This is a genomic window from Hydrocarboniphaga effusa AP103 (assembly GCF_000271305.1).
In the GTDB taxonomy this organism is placed as follows: Bacteria; Pseudomonadota; Gammaproteobacteria; order Nevskiales; family Nevskiaceae; genus Hydrocarboniphaga; species Hydrocarboniphaga effusa.
Genome location: NZ_AKGD01000001.1, coordinates 279,843 through 297,722, shown reverse-complemented (window position 1 = coordinate 297,722; position 17,880 = coordinate 279,843). Strand labels below are relative to the sequence as shown.

17 protein-coding genes and 1 tRNA gene are annotated in these 17,880 nt (G+C 65.8%); 7 read left to right on the top strand and 11 right to left on the bottom strand.

Going from position 1 to position 17,880, the window contains the following annotated elements; translation table 11 throughout:
* Window positions 1-153 precede the first annotated feature (153 nt).
* On the top strand, window positions 154-1,125 hold the full coding sequence (locus WQQ_RS01265) for a PDR/VanB family oxidoreductase (protein ID WP_007183222.1): 972 nt from the start codon (window positions 154-156) through the stop codon (window positions 1,123-1,125).
* Window positions 1,126-1,203: 78 nt separating this feature from the next.
* A complete protein-coding gene (locus WQQ_RS01260; RefSeq protein WP_007183221.1) occupies window positions 1,204-2,283 on the top strand; it encodes an aromatic ring-hydroxylating dioxygenase subunit alpha in 1,080 nt (359 codons plus the stop codon).
* Between the two features lie 238 nt (window positions 2,284-2,521).
* Here the strand turns inward: WQQ_RS01260 and WQQ_RS01255 are convergent.
* From WQQ_RS01255 to WQQ_RS01225, 7 genes are all read right to left on the bottom strand, one after another.
* A tRNA-Pro gene (locus WQQ_RS01255) sits at window positions 2,522-2,598 on the bottom strand.
* An 11-nt stretch (window positions 2,599-2,609) separates the two neighbouring features.
* The gene (locus tag WQQ_RS01250; RefSeq protein WP_007183220.1) at window positions 2,610-3,578 is read right to left on the bottom strand and encodes a polyprenyl synthetase family protein; all 969 of its coding nucleotides are present in this window, start codon (window positions 3,576-3,578) and stop codon (window positions 2,610-2,612) included.
* Window positions 3,579-3,720: 142 nt separating this feature from the next.
* Window positions 3,721-4,269 (bottom strand): DUF3016 domain-containing protein, encoded by a 549-nt coding sequence (locus WQQ_RS01245; RefSeq protein WP_040452762.1) that lies wholly within the window; start codon window positions 4,267-4,269, stop codon window positions 3,721-3,723.
* 81 nt (window positions 4,270-4,350) lie between these two features.
* Window positions 4,351-5,301, bottom strand: a complete 951-nt coding sequence (locus tag WQQ_RS01240; RefSeq protein ID WP_192812938.1) for a hypothetical protein — start codon at window positions 5,299-5,301, stop codon at window positions 4,351-4,353.
* Window positions 5,302-5,664: 363 nt separating this feature from the next.
* Window positions 5,665-6,663: an inorganic phosphate transporter gene (locus WQQ_RS01235; RefSeq protein ID WP_007183217.1), complete on the bottom strand. Its 999-nt coding sequence runs from the start codon at window positions 6,661-6,663 to the stop codon at window positions 5,665-5,667.
* The gene (locus WQQ_RS01230) at window positions 6,663-7,289 is read right to left on the bottom strand and encodes a DUF47 domain-containing protein (protein ID WP_007183216.1); all 627 of its coding nucleotides are present in this window, start codon (window positions 7,287-7,289) and stop codon (window positions 6,663-6,665) included. The genes WQQ_RS01235 and WQQ_RS01230 overlap by 1 nt, the downstream gene beginning before the upstream one ends.
* Window positions 7,290-7,438: 149 nt before the next feature.
* Window positions 7,439-7,669, bottom strand: a complete 231-nt coding sequence (locus tag WQQ_RS01225; RefSeq protein WP_007183215.1) for a lipoyl domain-containing protein — start codon at window positions 7,667-7,669, stop codon at window positions 7,439-7,441.
* Between the two features lie 235 nt (window positions 7,670-7,904).
* On the opposite strand from WQQ_RS01225, the gene WQQ_RS01220 reads away from it, so the two are divergent.
* Window positions 7,905-8,534, top strand: coding sequence for a type 1 glutamine amidotransferase domain-containing protein (locus WQQ_RS01220; protein ID WP_007183214.1), 630 nt, complete (start codon window positions 7,905-7,907; stop codon window positions 8,532-8,534).
* A 54-nt stretch (window positions 8,535-8,588) separates the two neighbouring features.
* Here the strand turns inward: WQQ_RS01220 and WQQ_RS01215 are convergent, their stop codons facing one another.
* The 3 genes from WQQ_RS01215 to WQQ_RS01205 all read right to left on the bottom strand — a co-directional run bounded on the left by WQQ_RS01215 (window position 8,589) and on the right by WQQ_RS01205 (window position 10,902).
* Window positions 8,589-9,143, bottom strand: a complete 555-nt coding sequence (locus tag WQQ_RS01215; RefSeq protein ID WP_007183213.1) for a hemerythrin domain-containing protein — start codon at window positions 9,141-9,143, stop codon at window positions 8,589-8,591.
* 336 nt (window positions 9,144-9,479) lie between these two features.
* On the bottom strand, window positions 9,480-10,061 hold the full coding sequence (gene pth, locus WQQ_RS01210) for an aminoacyl-tRNA hydrolase (protein ID WP_007183211.1): 582 nt from the start codon (window positions 10,059-10,061) through the stop codon (window positions 9,480-9,482).
* Window positions 10,062-10,227: 166 nt separating this feature from the next.
* Window positions 10,228-10,902 (bottom strand): 50S ribosomal protein L25/general stress protein Ctc, encoded by a 675-nt coding sequence (locus tag WQQ_RS01205; protein WP_007183210.1) that lies wholly within the window; start codon window positions 10,900-10,902, stop codon window positions 10,228-10,230.
* A gap of 169 nt (window positions 10,903-11,071) precedes the next feature.
* Between WQQ_RS01205 and WQQ_RS01200 the strand changes: the two genes are divergently transcribed.
* From WQQ_RS01200 to WQQ_RS01185, 4 genes are all read left to right on the top strand, one after another.
* Complete coding sequence (locus tag WQQ_RS01200) at window positions 11,072-11,728, top strand: response regulator transcription factor (protein WP_007183209.1); 657 nt, start codon at window positions 11,072-11,074, stop codon at window positions 11,726-11,728.
* Window positions 11,725-13,050: an ATP-binding protein gene (locus WQQ_RS01195; RefSeq protein WP_007183208.1), complete on the top strand. Its 1,326-nt coding sequence runs from the start codon at window positions 11,725-11,727 to the stop codon at window positions 13,048-13,050. Before WQQ_RS01200 ends, WQQ_RS01195 begins: the two co-directional genes overlap by 4 nt.
* The gene (locus WQQ_RS01190; RefSeq protein ID WP_007183207.1) at window positions 13,050-13,904 is read left to right on the top strand and encodes a DMT family transporter; all 855 of its coding nucleotides are present in this window, start codon (window positions 13,050-13,052) and stop codon (window positions 13,902-13,904) included. Before WQQ_RS01195 ends, WQQ_RS01190 begins: the two co-directional genes overlap by 1 nt.
* Before the next feature lie 213 nt (window positions 13,905-14,117).
* Window positions 14,118-15,584: a DegQ family serine endoprotease gene (locus tag WQQ_RS01185; RefSeq protein WP_050997538.1), complete on the top strand. Its 1,467-nt coding sequence runs from the start codon at window positions 14,118-14,120 to the stop codon at window positions 15,582-15,584.
* A 146-nt stretch (window positions 15,585-15,730) separates the two neighbouring features.
* On the opposite strand, the gene WQQ_RS01180 is transcribed toward WQQ_RS01185, so the two are convergent.
* Window positions 15,731-17,869, bottom strand: coding sequence for a phosphocholine-specific phospholipase C (locus WQQ_RS01180; RefSeq protein WP_007183205.1), 2,139 nt, complete (start codon window positions 17,867-17,869; stop codon window positions 15,731-15,733).
* Window positions 17,870-17,880: the final 11 nt, after the last annotated feature.

The following is a 17,880-nucleotide window of genomic DNA, read 5'->3' as shown; positions in this document are numbered from 1 at the left end:
CGATCTTTTCAGGAGCACGCCGCACGGCCATCGAGAAAGACAATCTAATTTATTGTTTTATAAGAGTTATAAACGAAGACGGTGAGGTGGTCTCGCTCTTGCTATCTCTCCGGCAGGCGCTCATCGATGGCGCCATGACAGCAGGAGGAGAGGATGTCGGATTCACCGATCGCCGCGACCACGCAGGCGCGCATCATCAGGCGCCGGATGCTGGCTGACGGCATCCTGGGACTCACACTGGAACGCATTGACGGCGAGCCGCTGGCGGTCGCCGATGCCGGCGCCCATATCGATCTGCACCTGCCGAACGGCCTGGTCAGGCAGTACTCGCTCAGCAACGCCCCGACCGGGCGCACCTACGAGCTCGGCGTGCTGCTCGATCCGGGCGGCCGGGGTGGATCGATCTGCGTGCACGAGGACTTGCGTGAAGGCGAGGTCCTGACGATCGGCGCCCCGCGCAATCTGTTCCGTCTGGTTGCCGGGGCGCGGCGAAGCCTGCTGGTCGCTGGAGGCATCGGGATCACGCCGATCATTTCGATGGCGGACACGCTGCACGCCGCCGGCAAAGCTTTCGAGCTGCACTATTGCTGCCGCTCGGCCAGCCGCGCCGCCTACCGTGACCGCCTAGGAAGCGCGGCCTACGCCGATCGCGTCCGCTTCTACTATGACGACGCCCCGCAGGACGGCCGCCTGGATACCGATGCGCTGCTGGCATCGCCCGCGAAAGATCTGGACCTCTATGTCTGCGGACCCGGTGGCTTCATGGACCACGTCATTGGCCGCGCCAGAGCCGCCGGCTGGCCGGAATCAAATATTCACGCAGAGCGGTTTTCTGCTGACGTTAGAGATCGCGCTGGCGACGCATTCCAGCTGGTGCTGGCGCGCTCCGGCCGCACCTTGCGGGTCGCCACGGAACAGTCGGTTCTCGATGTCTTGAGAGAAGCGGGCGTGCAAGTGCCGGTCTCCTGCGAGCAGGGCATCTGCGGAACCTGCATCACGCGCGTGCTGGAGGGGCAGCCGGAGCACCGGGACGTGTTCCTGACCGAGGACGAGCGCGCCTGCAATGACCGGTTCATGCCCTGTTGTTCTCGCGCCCGAAGCGCCCGGCTGGTCGTCGACCTGTAAGCGATTTTCTTGCGCGGCGCGCACGCCGGCGGCGCCCGTGGATCAGCACCAGAAGCCGCAACCCCTCGAGGAGACCCCATGTACAACGGAAAATACTTGCTCAACACCTGGTATGTCGCCGCGCTGTCGAGCGAACTGGAAAGCGAGAAGCTGTTCGCGCGAACCCTGCTCGACACGCCGGTGGTGATGTATCGCCAGCGCGACGGCGCAGCCGTCGCGCTGCACGACCGCTGTCCGCACCGCTTCTCGCCGCTGTCGATGGGACATCGCGACGGCGACAACGTGGTTTGCCCGTACCACGGCTTGCGGTTCAATACCGCGGGGCAGTGCGTCCACAATCCGCACGGCAATGGCGCCATTCCCGCGGCGGCGAAGGTCCGCACCTTTCCCCTGATCGAGCGTTACGGCTTCATCTGGATTTGGATGGGCGAGGTACCGGCCGATGCTTCAGCGCTTCCCGACTACGGTCCGATCGATCGCGGCCATCCGAACGGCGTCGCACATACCTACATGCGCCGCCCATGCCATTACGAGCTGATCACCGACAATGTCATGGACCTGTCGCACGTCGATCACCTCCACGGCGAGATCATCTCCACCCGCGGGCAGCTCTCGCCGAAGATTCCAAAACTGCAGGAAGCGGACGGCGAGATCAGCGTGCACTGGCAGTGGGAACAGACGCCCCCCATCATGATCTTCAACGCGTTCCTGCCGGAACCCGGCGCCAGCGCCCGGCATTTTGTGAGGGTCGCCTGGCGCGCACCGACCCACATCCAGCTGACGATCGGCGCTACGCAGGATTCGGGCGCCCCTCTGACCCACGATGCCTGCACTAGCCAGTACGATTTGCATACGTGCACGCCGGAAACGGACAGCACCACGCATTACTTCTTCGCCACGCGCCGCAACCACTTCGAAGAAGACGCCGAGTACAACCGCATGAAGATCACCGGCATGCACGACGCATTCGTCAACGAGGACGGCCCGGTCCTCGATGCCGTGCAGAAGCGGATGGGCACGTCGGACCTCTTCAGCCTGAACCCGGTCCTGATCAGCTCCGATGGAGGCCCCGTCCGCGTCCGCCGCATCCTGAAGCGGATGATCGAAGCCGAGCGAGCCGCTTCGAGCGCCGAGCCTCAAGCATCCAGTGTCGCGTGAGCTGGACCGATGCTGCGCCGGCGGACACGTCCGCCGGCGCAGCATCGCCGCTTCGGAACGCCCGGAACGAACATCTCGAGAAGGCGTTGTTTGGCAAAGCCTCTCAGTTGGCTGGAATCCCACGCCAACGTCCAATGAACATTGCTCCGGATCTTGTTCCAACGCGACAGACAATAAAAAACCGCCTTGCGGCGGTTTCATGTTGACTTCGATAAGCGCCTAAACTGCCCCTTATCATTGGTCGGGGCGACAGGATTTGAACCTGCGACCTCTTGCTCCCGAAGCAAGCGCTCTACCAAGCTGAGCTACGCCCCGATTTGTCTTTCTCAGCTGGCTCTGGAGAGCGCGAACTGAGTCAGATCCAGCAACGCTTTTTTGTATGACGAGTCGGGAAGATCGTCTAGCGCCGCTGCCGCCGAAACCGAGTAGGCCCCGGCGAGCGCGCGAGTGTACGGGATTGCTTGGGTGGCTTCAACGATTTTCAGCACTTCATTCAGAAGTCCCACCTTGCCGCCCGTGAGCGCTTCGCGGATGAGCGCGGATTGCTCGGCCGAGCCCACGCGCATGGCGTGAATCAGCGGTAGCGTGGGCTTGCCTTCGGCGAGATCGTTGCCGACTGCTTTGCCGCTGACTTCGGGATCGGCGGTGTAATCGAGCACGTCGTCGATCAGCTGAAACGCGATGCCGAGATCATGACCGTAACGGCCGAGCGCTTCGATCAGCGCAGGCGTGGCGTCGGCGCAGAGCGCGCCGGCCTGGCTCGCGGCACGGAACAGTACTGCGGTCTTGAGTTCGATCACGCGCATGTAACGCGCCTGGTCGACATCGGGATCGCCGGCATTCAGAAGCTGCAGCACTTCGCCTTCGGCGATCGCGTTGGTGGTATCGGCCATCAGTCGCATGACCGGCATGCGGCCAGAATCGACCATCATCTGAAAGCTGCGCGAGTACAGAAAATCGCCAGCGAGCACCGCTGCGGCGTTGCCCCAGGACGCATTCGCGGTCTTGCGACCCCGGCGCAGCTCGGAATGATCGACCACGTCGTCATGCAATAGCGTCGCGGTATGGATGAACTCCATGACCGCCGCGAGCAACTGCGGCTCCTCGGTCCTGCAGCCCAGCGCACGCGCGGACATCAGCAACAGGGCAGGGCGCAGCCGTTTGCCGCCGGCTCCGACGATGTAAGCCCCGATCTCGTTGATGAGGGCGACTTCGGACGCTAAGCGCGCACGGATGATGCGGTCCATGCCGAGCATGTCGTCGGCAATGGGGGCGAGAAGGGTCTTGAGGTCCATAGGGCGGGCTTGCGAAGGACCAAAATGCTAGGGGCTCGCGGCACCCAGGGTCAATCCGGACGATGCTGCGGCCGACCTTCCATGCCGTTATCCCGCCCGTTTAGCGGTCTTCGAGCCGGCGCCGCCGAAGTCTGGGCGAGGGTTACGGCTTGCGAGCCGCGACCGAGTGCTTGGACTGCGCGTCGAACTGGCCGCGGAACCAATCGTCGAGCATGGCCTTTTCGTAGCGCAGCGAATCGTTGTTCGCGCGGGCGGCCGGGCGACGCAGATAGTTCATGTCGGCGACGCGCTGCTCGCCGTGGGCGATCTCATGGCCGTCTTCGAGCAGGCGGTACTGCAGGCTCACGCTCGGCCAGGTCACGTCGACCATGTAGCGCACGTCCGGGTTGTAGTTGCGCCAGGGCTCGTAGCGGCCCGCGAGGTCGATGTCGGTGACTTTTATCTCCAGCCTCTGGTTCGCCGGCAGATAACGCTGGCCCAAGCCGACGAGGTAGTCGGAGAGTTCCTTCGTCACGCGCTCGTAGGACTGGAACCGGTTCTGCAGCGTCGCATCGGTGAACTTTTCGGGCTTGACGAAGCTCACCGCCACCCGGGGCTCCGCTGCAGGCGCGGATGCGCTCTGCGGCTGGGCATGGGCCGGCAGCGCCAGCAGGGCGCCGGTCAGGGACATCAAGGGAAGCAGGGTACGCATGGGAAACCTCCGAAGCCACATAGGCCGATCGGCAACGATCGTACCGATCTTGGACCGCTTCGCCGTGAGGAGGTTTCCGGCTCAGAACATCGGATCGACACGCAGCCCGTCGTTGCGGGCGAGCGCGCCGCGCGTGCGCATGGACACGTCGCCGAGGCCGCGCATGGCCGGCCCGGCCGCTTCGACGAGCACGAACGGGCGGCCCTGATGGGTGATGAAGGCCTCGTCCGCTTCGGGCCGGCGATCGAGGCCGAGCAGGTAGTGCCCCGGAACGTGCAGGCCGACGACGCGACGTTCGCCGAGGTCGAGCAGCATCGCCGCGAGCAGGGCGGATTTGGTATCGCAGTCGCCGTAGCCGCGTTCGAGCGCGAACGCCGGCGGATAGAAGCCCAGCAGCGAGCGCCCTTCGAGTTGTGCGACGGGCTTCTTGTACGGCAGTGCGGTCTGCACGAGCGTCATCGCGGTCTTGATCATCCAGTCGCCGTTCTGGCCCCGCTCGGCCGCGGCGCGGCGCAGTGCATCGGTCAGCGGACGCACGCGCGAGCGGTTGCGCAGCACCACGGCCGGTACGTCGACCGACAGCCGCGAGGCGCGCCCCGGATCGGCCGTGAGGCGCAGTGCATGCTCGCGGTAGTAGCGCGTGGTGTAGCCGTCGTAGGTGGCCTGATCGCAAGCCATGGCCTGGCGGCAGAGTCGCATCAGCGCATCGAGTTCGCGATCGTCGACGCCGAACTCGCTCAGCGAGCGGCGGCTTTCGGCAGTCGCGAGATCGAAGCCGAGCGCGATGGTTTGCCCGTCGAAATTTCGAAAGCGCGTCGACACGCGATAGCGCCCATCCGTGGTCGGCTGGCCCCAATAGCGATTTTGCGCGGTGGTATCGGCGCTCGCGGCGACAGCGCTTCGGTCTTCGTCGACCTCGGCACCTTGCTCATTACCGGCGACCGGTTGCGCGAACCAGGCCAGGCACAGCAGCACGGCGCGCAGGACGGCACTCGATCGCGATGAAGCGCACGACGAAGTATGGGGGCTCATGTGGATCGCCATGTCCGAAGAGGTCATGGCGATCGACGTTCAAACCCCGTTCTCGAATCCTGAGCACGGTTTCATCTGGCCGCATCAGGCGTGCACCGGCAGGCCGTGGCCTGCCGGTGCCGCCGGGCGATGCAAGAGCTTGTTGCAATTGGGGTTTGCGCTCACCGCGATCGAATGCCGCAGTGCGTCAGAAGGCGCGATACACCGGGCAGGCCGCGGATGGCCGGCGATTGGGCTCGGATGGACGGAATCGCCGGCTTGCGGGTTTTGAATCCCAGAGCGCCGGTTCGCCCGCGTATCGCGACGAATCGTGTCAGTTGAGTGGCCGATCAGGTGACGCAGCGCGTCGTCCGGCCGGTGGCTTCAGAACACCACGTGTGCCACTTCCCAGGCGATCGCGGACAAGAACGCCGCCGCCGGAATCGTGAAGATCCAGGCCCAGACGATGTTGCCGGCCACGCCCCAGCGCACCGCCGAGAGCTTGCGCGAAGCGCCGACGCCGACGATAGCCCCGGTGATCGTGTGCGTGGTCGACACCGGTACGCCGAGTCCGGTGGCCAGGAACAGCGTCGCCGCCCCGCTCGCCGATGCGCAGAAGCCGCCGACCGGGCGCAGCTTGGTGATGCGCATGCCCATGGTCTTGACGATGCGCCAGCCGCCGAACAGCGTGCCGAGACCCATCGCCGTCTGGCAGCTGATGACGACCCAGAACGGCAGGTCCGCATCTTTCTGCAGCGCACCCGAGACCATCAGCAGCAGCCAGATGATGCCCATGGTCTTCTGCGCGTCGTTGCTGCCGTGGCCGAGGCTGTAGAGCGCCGCCGAGACGAACTGCAGGCGGTTGAAGGTGCGCTCGACGCGGCGAGGCGAGGTGCGGAAGAAAATCCAGGCGATCGCGATCATCAGCGCGGCTGCGAGCAGAAAGCCCAGCAGCGGTGACAGCACGATGGCCGCTGCGGTCTTGAGAAAGCCTGCCGACACCAGCGAGCCGGTGCCGCCCTTGGCGATCGCCGAGCCCGCGAGTCCCCCGATCAGCGCGTGCGAGGAGCTCGATGGAATGCCGAAGTACCAGGTGATGACGTTCCAGCAGATCGCCCCGAACAGGGCGCCGAAGACGACATAGGTGTCGACGATGTTCGGGTCGACGACGCCCTTGCCGATGGTCGCGGCGACGTGTGAGCCGAAGAAAGCGAAGGCGATGAAGTTGAATCCGGCGGCCCAGATGATCGCGGCCTGCGGCGACATTGCGCCGGTGGAGACGATGGTGGCGATCGAATTGGCCGCGTCGTGAAAGCCGTTCATGAAATCGAACAGCAGTGCCGCTGCGATCAGCAGCACGAGAACTTCCATGCTGACGCTCATCAGCCGTTCTCGATCACGATGCCTTCGATGATGTTGGCAACGTCCTGGCAGCGGTCGGTCACCGATTCGAGCAGCTGGTAGATCTCCTTGAGCTTGAACAGCTGCTTGGCGTCGGCCTCACCTCGGAACAGCTTGGCCATGGCGCTGCGCATGACGTGGTCGGCATCGCCTTCGAGGCGGTCGACCTCGTTGCAGAGCTCGAGAATGCGCTTGGCGTTCTTGAGATTGCTGAGCAGGTCCACCGCTTCCTTGACCTTCTGCGTGCTGGTGAGGCAGAGGTCGGCGAGCGCGCGCGCCTCATCGGTGACCGCGCGGATGTCGTACAGGAACATGCACTGCGAGACGTCCTCCATGAGATCGAGGATGTCGTCCATCTTGGTGATCAGCTGATGGATCTCGTCGCGGTCGAGCGGAGTGATGAAGGTCTGATGCAGCAGCTGCATCGTCTGCGAGGTGATCTTGTCGGCCCGATGCTCGATGTTCTCGATGTTGCGCTTGCGCTCGTCGAGCTCATGCTCGGCCCGCATCAGCGCGGTGAGCTGCTCGGCCCCGAGCACGATCTGGTCGGCATGCTGGCTGAAATAGTCGAAGAATTTGCCCTCGCGGGGCATCAGGCGTCCGAACATGGGAGCTCGCGGTACTTTAAAAACGCAAGCTTAAAGCTTGAACGGAAGCTGAGCGAGATTGCGGCTGTAATCGATTTTGTGCTTGGCGCCACCGCGGCGGCCGACGCGACCGCTCGGCAACCATGATCCTGCGACCGTGCAACGCCGGCTCAGACGATCTCGCCGAGCTTGGTTCCGACCGGATACGCGGCGCCTGCGGCGTGCAGAATCTTGAGCCTGCCCGAGGCGGGAGCCTCGATGTCCTGTATGGATTTGTCGCTTTCGAGCGAATACAGCAACTGTCCCTGCATCACCGCCGCGCCGTCGGCGACGAGCCAATCGGCGAGCGTTCCTTCGGTCATCGAAAAACCGAGCTTGGGAAGGACGATCGGCGTACTCATGGCGTGCTCATGTTCCGGAAGGCTGCGGGCTGCGGGCTAGTGTAGTGAGTATTCCTGTCGACCGGGAGCGCATGGCGCGGCGGATCAGCCTGCACGATCGGGCTTCGATAGTCGTGCGGCTTGCGGGCGAGTCGGCGCCTTTTTGCGGCGTTTACGTCCGCGTGCGAGCCGGAACGTCTATTGCAACCGATCGGCTGCGCACGGATGCGCATCGTAAAAACGCAAGGAGCACGACATGAACGACAAGACCCCAGTACGCAGGAAAATCGCCATTCTCGCCACCGACGGCTTCGAGCAGGACGAGCTCTTGGGGCCCAGGCAGCTGCTCGAGCAGGCCGGCCTCGAGGTCGAGGTGCTGGCCCCGGCCAAGACCGCCAACCCCGGCGAGATCAAGGCCTGGAAATTCACCGATTGGGGTGAGACCGTCCGCGTCGATCGCAAGGTCGACGACGCGAAGGTTCAGGACTACGAGGCGCTCGTATTGCCGGGCGGGCAGATCAACCCGGACAAGCTCAGGCTCGAGCCACGGGCCATCGACTTCATTCGCGCGTTCGGCCAGACCGGCCGGCCGATCGCGGCGATCTGCCATGGCCCGTGGACCCTGATCGACGCCGGCCTTGCGAAAGGCAAGCGCATGACGAGCTGGCCCTCGCTCAAGAACGACCTGAGCAATGCGGGCGCGCAATGGGCCGATGCGGAGGTCATCGTCGATGGCCCGATCATCACGAGCCGCAAGCCGGACGATATTCCGGCTTTCGTCGACGCACTGATCAAGCAGCTCGGCATCGACTCGAAGCAGAAGAAGCAGCGTAGTACGAACAGGGCAGGTCGGCAGCCCGCTGCTGACCGCCTTTTTAGCGCATGAACAAAAGTGGGTTAGCGCGCTGGCGCTAACCCACTTGTGAAGCGCCCGAATCGATCAGGCCGCTTTTTTCATCGCGCGCTGCGGCAGCGGTTGCGACTCGATGAGCTTGGCGCGCACCACGCCGCGAGGGCTGCCCTCGTCGCGCAGCTGCGTCATGAGCTGCTCTTTCAGAACGAGCATGCGCTGGCCGATCGCTTCGAGATCGAGCGAGGTCTTTTCCACATCGGGAAAGTAGTCCTTCTCTTCTTCCTTGACGTGATGCTGCACGTATTCCTTCAGTACAGTCACGTAAGCCTTGAACAGCGGCTCGTTCGCGCGCATGCCATCGAGCCGCTGGATCAGGCCCTTGAGACTCGCGTGCTCGACATAGGCTTCATCGACCTGATCCTGGCCGTCGCTCTTCAGCACGTTGCGCGACTCCGGGTAAAAGATGCGCTCTTCGAGTTCGGTATGAATGGCGAGCGCCTTGCAGATGCGGCTGACGATTTCGGTTTGATCGGGGCCGGTTGTGGCTTTCTCGAACGCCTCGAACATGGCATCGACTTCGCGATGATCGGTTTCGAGCAACTTGATCGCATGCGTGGAAGAACGCGGATTCATCAGGCTCATGGCTTGCCCTCCTGGCTGGCTATTGAGGGCTCCAAGATTAGGCGCACGTGCTGAATCGTCGCAGGCTTCAAACGGCCGCTTTTTCAGCATTCAAGTCAGGGCGCGTACACGCGTGCTGGCCGAGCATCGACGCTTCTTGAAACGCAAAAAACTCAGGAGGCGACGACGAATCGCAATGATCGAAACGATGACGGCAAGCAGGCTTCGCGGGCTCGAAACGAGCAACCGAAGCAGGGCAAGGATTCACCGCAGGAACGCGAGAAGAGCATCAACGGTGGACATCAAGGCAGCACGGGCCAACGTGACAAGCACGATCGCTAGAACGCAGACCGGTGATCAGCGCGCAGCGGTGTGGAGCTGCTGAGTGCCCTTGTCCCAACTTTCCTTGAGCCAGGTTTCGACCGCGTTCAAGGAGTGACCGAGGCCATCGAGAATGGCGTCCTCATCGGTTTTGTTAGGGCGGCCGAGGACGTAATTGAGCACCAGCGTCTTGTCGCCCGGATGGCCGATGCCGATGCGCAACCGACGGTAGGCCTCACCCTGTGACTTGTGGATGTCGCGCAAGCCGTTGTGTCCGCCGTGCCCGCCGCCAAGCTTGAGGCGCATGGTGCCGGCCGGCAGATCGAGTTCGTCGTGAGCGACGAGCAACTGGTTCGGAGTCAGCTTGTAGAAATTCGCAAGTGCCGAGACGGCTTGGCCGCTGCGATTCATGAACGTGGTCGGCTTGAGCAGCAGCACGTCTGCAGGGCCGATCTTCACGCGCGCGGTTTCGCCGAAGAACTTCGATTCCGTGCGGAAATTACCGCCGTAGCGCAGGGCCGCGAGATCGGCGAACCAGAAGCCGGTGTTATGGCGAGTGCGCGCGTATTCCGGCCCTGGATTACCGAGGCCGACGATGGCGTAGAGCGAGTCGGGCATTGCGTGTTTTTCGAGACTGCTGACGAGGCGGCGACCTTAACAAAAAAGCCCTGCCGATGAGGCAGGGCTTTTCGTTGAGCCGGAGCTGGTGTCGCGTCTGGGAGAGCAGACACTCGCCTGGGCGTCGATCCCGGCTTCGCCGGGCCCCGACGCGTGGCTCGGTCTGCTACTTCTTCTTCGGAGCCGGAGCCGCCTTGGCGTCCGCAGCCTTCTGGTTGGCGGCCGGAACTTCAGCGGAGGCCGGAGCGGCTTCCTCTTCTTCGGCGGCCTTCGGCAGGTGGATCGCGACGACCGCGAGGTCGTTGTCGTGCTTGAGTTCGACGAAGGCGACGCCTTCCGGCAGCGCGATCTGCGAGAGATGGATCGACTCGTTGACGTTGAGGCCGGAGATGTCGATCTCGAAAGCTTCGGGCAGATCCTTCGGCAAGCACTCGACTTCGACTTCGTTCAGCAGATGCTCGACATAGCCACCGCCGGTCTTGACGCCCGGAGCCACGTCGCCGCCCTTGAAGTGCAGCGGAACGCGGATGCGCAGGGCGACGTCGGCCTGGATGCGCTGCAGGTCGAGGTGCAGAACCTGCTCGCGAACCGGGTGACGGTGCAGATCCTTGAGCACGACCTGCTCGGATTCGCCGCCGACGTTCAGCGTGATGATGGCCGAGTAGAAGGCCTCGAGCTTGAGCTGCTTCCACAGTTCATTGTGGTTGACGGAGATCATCTGCGGCTCTTTCTTGCCGCCGTAGACGATGCCCGGGACCGAGCCCGCGTGGCGCAGACGGCGGCTCGCACCCGTTCCCTGCGCCGACCGTGCTTCGGCTTCGATAACGAATTTCTGTTTCATGGCAAAACTCCAAAAATGGTTGACGACCCGTAGCCGCGACCAGCCACGGGGGCGCGGATTCTACGGGAGCGGTCGCAAAGTCGCCACCGATCGCGGCGGCTCCGGGCTTGACGTTTGGCCGCAACCGGGCAGGCTAGCCGGCTTTCCGTAGCGACGAATCGGGCCCATCGTGCGCATCCTGCTGGTCGAAGACGACGAAATGATCGGCAGCGGCCTGCGTGCGGAGTTGCGCCACCGCGGCTACGCGGTCGACTGGCTGCAGGACGCACCTGGCGCCCTGACTGCCGCGATCACCGAGCATTTCGACCTGATCGTGCTCGATCTCGGGCTGCTGCGCGGCGATGGGCTCGAGGTGCTGCGCCAGCTGCGCACGCAGGGTGTCGCGTCCCCGGTGCTGATCCTCACCGCGCGCGACGCGATCGCGAGCAAGGTCGCCTGCCTCGACGCCGGTGCCGACGATTACCTGACCAAGCCCTTCGACCCGGACGAGCTCGCGGCCCGCATTCGCGCCCTGGTGCGGCGCAAGAGCGGGCAGAGCGGCCCGCTGATCGAGCATCGCGATCTGCTGCTCGACCCGGCCGCGCACAAGGCCACGCAGGCCGGCGTCGAGCTGGCGCTGTCCCCGCGCGAATTCGCGATCCTGCAGGCCCTGCTCGAACGCCCCGGCCAGGTGCTCTCGCGCAGCCAGCTCGAGGAGCGGCTCTACGGCTGGGGCGAGGAAGTGGAGAGCAATACCGTGGACGTTCACCTGTCCGGCCTGCGGCGCAAGCTCTCGGCCGGCTTCATCCAGAACGTGCGCGGGGTCGGCTGGCGGGTGGCGACATGAGCTCGCTGCGCACGCGCCTGCTGCTCTGGCTGCTCGGGGCCGTGCTGCTCACGGGCATCGCGGGCGCGGCGTTCCTGTACCGGCAGGCGCTCGCCGAGGCCGACATCGTGTTCGACCAGCAGCTGCAGGAAACCGCGCATGCCCTGCGCGACCGCAGCTTCCTGCAGCCCGCGCCCGAGTTCGGTGAGCGCGAAGCCGCGGCCGACCTGGTCGTTCAGGTCTGGAGCCTGACCGGCGTGCGCGTCTACCTGTCGCAGCGCCACGCGAGCCTGCCGGGCTTGACCACGCTGGGGTTTTCGACCGTGCGCACGCCCGAGGGCGAATGGCGCGTCTACGGCCTGCGCACGCCGTTCAACGTGATCCAGGTGGCGCAGCCGATGCGCGTGCGCGAATCGCGGGCCGCGCATCTGGCCGCTCGCGTGCTGTTGCCGCTGCTATTGCTGATGCCGGCGCTCGGCATGGTGATCTGGATCTCGGTCGGCCGCGTGCTCGCCCCGCTGCGCAAGCTTGCGCAACAGGTCGGCTCGCGGCCGGCCGTCGAATCGGCCCCGCTGCGCGAGCGGGGCCTGCCGGCCGAGGTGCGGCCGCTGGTGACCTCGCTGAACGATCTTCTCGGCCGCCTGAGCAGCCAGCGCGAGCGCGAGCGCCGCTTCATCGCCGACGCGGCGCACGAGCTGCGCACGCCGCTGACGGCCCTGCGCCTGCAGCTGCGCGGGCTCGACCAGGCCGGCGAGCAGGAGCGCCGCGCCGCGATCGAGGCGCTCGAATCCGGCGTCGGCCGGGCCTCGCGGCTCGTCGAGCAGATGCTCGCGCTGGCCCGGCAGGACGCGCCGGAGTCGGAGGCCGGCTCCGAATTCCGCCGGCCGCTCGTGCTGGCCGAACTCGCGCGCCAGGTGATCGGCGAGCTCTACGCTGCCGCCGAGGCCAAGCAGGTCGATCTGGGGCTCGATGACGCGGCCTCCGAAGCAGTGCTCGTCGGCGAGCCCGAGGCGCTCAAGACCCTGCTGCGCAACCTGCTCGACAACGCCATCCGCCATTCGCCGCAGGGCGGGCGCGTCGATGTGTCGGTGCGCAACGCCGGATCGACGATCGAACTCGTGGTGCTCGACCAGGGCTCGGGCATTCCGGAAGCCGAGCGCGGGCGCGTGTTCGATCGCTTCTACCGCGCGCCCGATGCGCCGCCGGGCGGCAGCGGGCTGGGCCTGGCGATCGTGCGCAGCATCGCCGAGGCGCATGCGGCCACGGTGACGCTGGCCGGCGGTGACGATGGGCGCGGGCTCAAGGTGATCGTGCGCTTCGCCGCGCAGAAAGGATCGAACTGATGCGGACCGAATCGCTGGCCGGGCTGGCCTTCGTGTTGCTCTGGAGCACGGGCTATCTGGCGGCCGAATTCGCGCTGCAGGGCAGTGGCGCGTTCACGCTCGCGGTGCTGCGCTTCGCCGGATCCGGGGCGATCGTCGGGCTCTGGCTGCTGGCGTGGCGACGGCCGGCCGCGGCCGCGTTCTCCGAACTCAGGCACGCGGCGATCGGCGGCGTGCTGCTGCAGGCCGGATTCTTCGGCTTCACCTACGCGGGCATGCGCGCGGGCGTTCCGCCGGCCGCCGCCGGACTCATCGCCGGGCTCATGCCGCTGACGACGGCGATCGGTGGCGCGGTGTTCCTCGGCGAGCGCCTGCGCCGCTATACGCCGATCGGCCTCGCGCTCGGGCTCGCCGGCGTGCTGTTCGTGATCGGGCCGAAACTCGTGGCACCGAGTTCGCTGCTCGGCTACGGCTTCATGCTGCTGGCGCTGCTGTCGCTGAGTTTCGGCACGCTCTACCAGAAGCGCCACACCACGCATCTGGACCCGCGGCTCTCGCTGGTGGTGCAGCTGCTCGCCTCGCTGATCGTGCTCGCGCCGTTCGCGATCGCGCTCGAAGGCCTGCACTACGTGCCGCAGACCCGCGTGCTGCTCGGCACCGCCTGGTCGATCCTGGTGAATTCCTGCGCGGGCCTGCTGCTGTACCTGTGGTTGCTGCGCAGGGGCGCGGCCGGCCGCACGGCCGGGCTGTTCTACCTGGTTCCGCCGGTCACGGCGCTGCTTGCAGCGCTGCTGCTCGACGCGGCCTTCGGCTGGCACGAGCTGGTCGGCCTGCTGCTGGCTTCACTGGGCGTCTGGCTCGGGCAGCGGGAGTAATTCGGGGAGAGAGGGTTCGTCTGAAAAGTGGGCGCACTTTCCGATCAGCCCCTCACCCGGCGCTTGCGCGCCACTCTCTCCCACGCGTGGGAGCGGGGACAATCAAACCCGGCGTGGCTCGTCTTAAATCTCTCTTAAATCTTCGCCCCCATCGTGGCTGCACGCGGAACGATTTCCGCGGCTTTCCACCGACTTGTCAGGAGCGTTTTGAAGATGAGCATGAAGATCGTACGCAATCCCTTCGCCGCGGCGTTGTTGGGCGCTGCGGCCGTCGCCGTGCCCGGCACCGCGCTCTTTGCGATGGGCCACGAAAACCCGAGCGTCGCAGTCGCAGCCCCGGTGGCCGCGCCGGCCAACGTCTCGGCCCGCGCCGCGCTGCCGGATTTCTCGGCCATGGTGCGCGCCTATGGCCCGGCCGTCGTCAACATCACCACCAAAGGCACCGTGAAGACTTCGGCGCGCGGCCAGCTGCGCGGCTTTCCGGGCTTCGGCGGTAACGGCGACGATCCATTTTCGCAGTTCTTCGGACAGATGCCGCAGCAGGAGCGCCCGACCTTCGGCGAAGGCTCCGGCTTCATCGTCGGCGCGGACGGCGTGATCCTGACCAACGCGCACGTCGTCGCCGATGCCAAGGAAGTCACGGTCAAACTCACTGACCGCCGCGAGTTCACCGCCAAGGTCATCGGCCAGGACGCCAAGAGCGACGTCGCCGTGCTCAAGATCGATGCGCGCGACCTGCCGACCGTCAAGCTCGGCAACCCCGAAGAGCTCAACGTCGGCGAATGGGTGGTGGCCATCGGCAGCCCGTTCGGCTTCGAAAACACGGTCACGCAGGGCATCGTCAGCGCCAAGGGCCGCACCCTGCCGGACGGCTCCTACGTGCCGTTCATCCAGACCGACGTCGCGATCAACCCGGGTAATTCGGGCGGCCCGCTGTTCAATCTCGACGGCGAAGTGGTGGGCATCAACTCGCAGATCTATTCGCGCAGCGGCGGCTTCCAGGGCGTGAGCTTCTCGATCCCGATCGACGTCGCGCTCAACGTCAGCAAGCAGCTGCAGACCAGCGGCAAGGTCACGCGCGGCAAGCTCGGCGTGACGATCCAGGCCGTCAACCAGCAGCTCGCGCAAAGCTTCGGGCTGGCGCAGCCCACCGGCGCGCTGGTCTCGAACGTCGAAGAGGACAGCGCCGCCGCCAAGGCCGGCGTGCAGCCGGGCGACGTGATCCTGGCCGTCGACGGCAAGCCTGTACAGGACTCGTTCGCACTGCCGTCGGCGATCGCGTCGATGCAGCCGGGTGCCAAGGTCGAGCTGACGGTCTGGCGCGACGGCAAGAAGCGCGATCTCACCGCCAAGCTGGAGGCGATGGACGATACCCAGGTTGCCAGTGCCGACGAAGGCGGCAAGGCCGATGCCGGCGGACGCCTCGGCGTCGCGGTGCGCCCGCTCACCAGCGACGAGAAGAAGCAGATCGACGTCAAGGGCGGCCTGGTCGTCGAGGACGTCGCCGCCGCGGCGGCCGAAGCCGGCATCCGCCCGGGCGACGTGCTGCTGTCGGCCAACGGCAAGACCATCGACAGCGCCAAGCAGCTGCGCGAGATCGTCGAAAAGTCCGACCGCCACATCGCCGTGCTGATCCAGCGCGGCGAGGCGCGAATCTTCGTGCCGGTCGATCTGGGCTGAACGATGCGTTGAACGATGGACCGCTGCGGCGGTCCATCGACGCGTGAGCCGGCAAAGGCGCCGGTTCACGCGGGCAACGAAGCCCGGACATCGCCAACGGCGGCGATCGCGGATCGGATGGAGCACAGACGAGCTCCGGATCGATGTCAGGAGAACAGCGCAGGCCCCATCGCCATCGCCGGGTCGCTGAAGCCATGACTGCCGGACTCCGCGCGTCCGGCATGACGCTGATGCCAGTCCGGCTTGCCTTCCAGGCTCACGGTGAAGTCGTACCAGTGCGCGCTCTTGCGCAAGCTCCAGTGCTTGCTGGCCGTGGTGCCGGGCTTCAGTTTGAGCTTCACGATGCCGTCGCCGTAGGCGTTGTCGACGATCGTCAGCGTCACCGGCTCGCTGCCGGCTGCCGCCTGCGCTTCGAGCGTCAGGCTGCCGTCGTCGCCGTGGCGAAACCGCAGTTGCGGGGCCGAGGCCGCGTCACCGATGCGGCCCTTGAAATGGCGCACGTGGCCGTTGACGCCATGCACCCAGAGGTCGAAAGCCCCGTCGGTGTCGGCGGTGGTCCAGCGATCCGTCAGCGACTTGCCGGCTTCGACCGTGTAGCGGCGCGGGATGCGCTTGGGCTGCAGGCGATCGTAGACCTGGAACACTGCGCCTTGAGCCCCGGTGTTGCCGAAGTCCAAGGCCAGTTGACCGTCTTGGCTGCGCGCGTCGACGTGCAGCGCGTAGGGCAGGGCGCGCGAGGGGCGCATGCCTTGCTCCTGCCAGACCGGCTGCGCCTGCGCGGGCGCGGCCGGCACGGCGAGCTTGTTTTGCGCGCTTTCGATTTCGGCGTAGTTCGCCACGTCCGGCAGGCGCGGAAAGCGGGCCGCATTCGGGTTCTTGAAGTCGAACGCGGAGCTCAGGTCGCCGCAGACCGCGCGATGCCAGGGGCTGATGGCCGGAATGCGCACGCCGAAGCGGCGCTCCAGGAATTGTCCGACCGAGGTGTGATCGGCTACCTGCGAATTGACCCAGCCACCGCGGCTCCACGGCGAGATCACGTACATCGGCACGCGCGGCCCGAGGCCCCAGGGCCGGCGCGTGCCGCTGATGACGTCCTCGCGCTTGAGATGGTTGCGATAGGGATCGTGGAAGAAATGGCCGGCCAGATCGAGGGTCGCGGCGCCCGCGAGCTTGCCGTCGGCATCGAACGAAGGTGGCGCGGGCGGCGGCAGGTGATCGAAGAAGCCGTCGTTCTCGTCGAAGGTCAGAAACAGCGCGGTCTTGCTCCAGACCTCCGGGTTGCGCGTCAGCGCGGCGAGCACTTCGCTGGTGAAGTGGCCGCCCTGCTGCGGGCTGGACGGGGCGCCCGGGTGCTCGGACTGCAGGCGCGTCGGCAGTATCCAGCTCACCTGCGGCAGCGTGTCCTGCTCGACGTGCTGGATCAGGTCGTCGATGCTCCAGTGCGACATGCCGTTGCGATAGATCGGAGAATCGCGTTCCGCTTCGCGGAAGCTCTTGAACGCCAGGCAGCCGTGCATCGCGCCGGTCCAGTTGTCGTTCGGGTCCTGGTAGACGCGCCAGCTCACGCCGGCCTCCTGCAATACGTCCGGAATCGTCGGCCAGGTCAGCGCGTTGCTCACGTACCGGTAGCCCGGCTCGGGCAGCGCGCCGGTGACCCAGCAGCGCAGGTTGTCGGGTTCGGAATCGACGTCGGTGCTGTCGATGCCGCGTGCGCGCAGCTGCGGATCGAAGCTGGAGCCGCTCCAGAACACGATGCGGTTCGGATCGGTGCCCGCGGTGATGGAGCAATGGTAGGCATCGCAGATCGTGAAGGCTTCGGCGAGCGCGTACTGGAACGGCACGTCGGCACGCCGATAGTGGCCCATCGAATACTGCGTCTTGTACAGCGGCCACTGCCCGAACAAGCCCTGGTTCCAGGCCGCCTGCGCGTCCGAATACGAATGCGGCGTATCGGGCACCAGCAGCGCGTTCATGCGCGCGCTGTCGAGGTGGTACGGCGGAATCTCGCGCTTGCCGTCGGATTGCCACCAGACCGACTTGCCCGAGGCCAGCGGAATCGGAAAGCGATCACCGAAGCCACGCACCCCGCGCAGGGCGCCGAAGTAGTGATCGAACGAGCGGTTTTCCTGCATCAGGATCACCACATGCTGCACATCGCGGATCGTGCCCGTTTCGCTGCGTGCGGAGATGGCCAGCGCATCGCGGATGGACAGCGGCAAGGCAGTGGCGCCGGCAGCGCCGCCGACCAGGCGCAGAAAGTCGCGGCGACTGCGAGTCGTCGTCATGGGAGCAGCTC

Coding starts and splice junctions, on each gene's coding strand:
- WQQ_RS01260 (WP_007183221.1), top strand. CDS start 1,204: ATGTACAACGGAAAATACTTGCTCAACACCTGGTATGTCGCCGCGCTG.
- WQQ_RS01190 (WP_007183207.1), top strand. CDS start 13,050: ATGCGGACCGAATCGCTGGCCGGGCTGGCCTTCGTGTTGCTCTGGAGC.
- WQQ_RS01220 (WP_007183214.1), top strand. CDS start 7,905: ATGAACGACAAGACCCCAGTACGCAGGAAAATCGCCATTCTCGCCACC.
- WQQ_RS01240 (WP_192812938.1), bottom strand. CDS start 5,301: ATGAGCCCCCATACTTCGTCGTGCGCTTCATCGCGATCGAGTGCCGTC.
- WQQ_RS01235 (WP_007183217.1), bottom strand. CDS start 6,663: ATGAGCGTCAGCATGGAAGTTCTCGTGCTGCTGATCGCAGCGGCACTG.
- WQQ_RS01185 (WP_050997538.1), top strand. CDS start 14,118: ATGAGCATGAAGATCGTACGCAATCCCTTCGCCGCGGCGTTGTTGGGC.
- WQQ_RS01245 (WP_040452762.1), bottom strand. CDS start 4,269: ATGCGTACCCTGCTTCCCTTGATGTCCCTGACCGGCGCCCTGCTGGCG.
- WQQ_RS01205 (WP_007183210.1), bottom strand. CDS start 10,902: ATGAAACAGAAATTCGTTATCGAAGCCGAAGCACGGTCGGCGCAGGGA.
- WQQ_RS01225 (WP_007183215.1), bottom strand. CDS start 7,669: ATGAGTACGCCGATCGTCCTTCCCAAGCTCGGTTTTTCGATGACCGAA.
- WQQ_RS01195 (WP_007183208.1), top strand. CDS start 11,725: ATGAGCTCGCTGCGCACGCGCCTGCTGCTCTGGCTGCTCGGGGCCGTG.
- WQQ_RS01265 (WP_007183222.1), top strand. CDS start 154: ATGTCGGATTCACCGATCGCCGCGACCACGCAGGCGCGCATCATCAGG.
- WQQ_RS01250 (WP_007183220.1), bottom strand. CDS start 3,578: ATGGACCTCAAGACCCTTCTCGCCCCCATTGCCGACGACATGCTCGGC.
- pth (WP_007183211.1), bottom strand. CDS start 10,061: ATGCCCGACTCGCTCTACGCCATCGTCGGCCTCGGTAATCCAGGGCCG.
- WQQ_RS01215 (WP_007183213.1), bottom strand. CDS start 9,143: ATGAGCCTGATGAATCCGCGTTCTTCCACGCATGCGATCAAGTTGCTC.
- WQQ_RS01180 (WP_007183205.1), bottom strand. CDS start 17,869: ATGACGACGACTCGCAGTCGCCGCGACTTTCTGCGCCTGGTCGGCGGC.
- WQQ_RS01230 (WP_007183216.1), bottom strand. CDS start 7,289: ATGTTCGGACGCCTGATGCCCCGCGAGGGCAAATTCTTCGACTATTTC.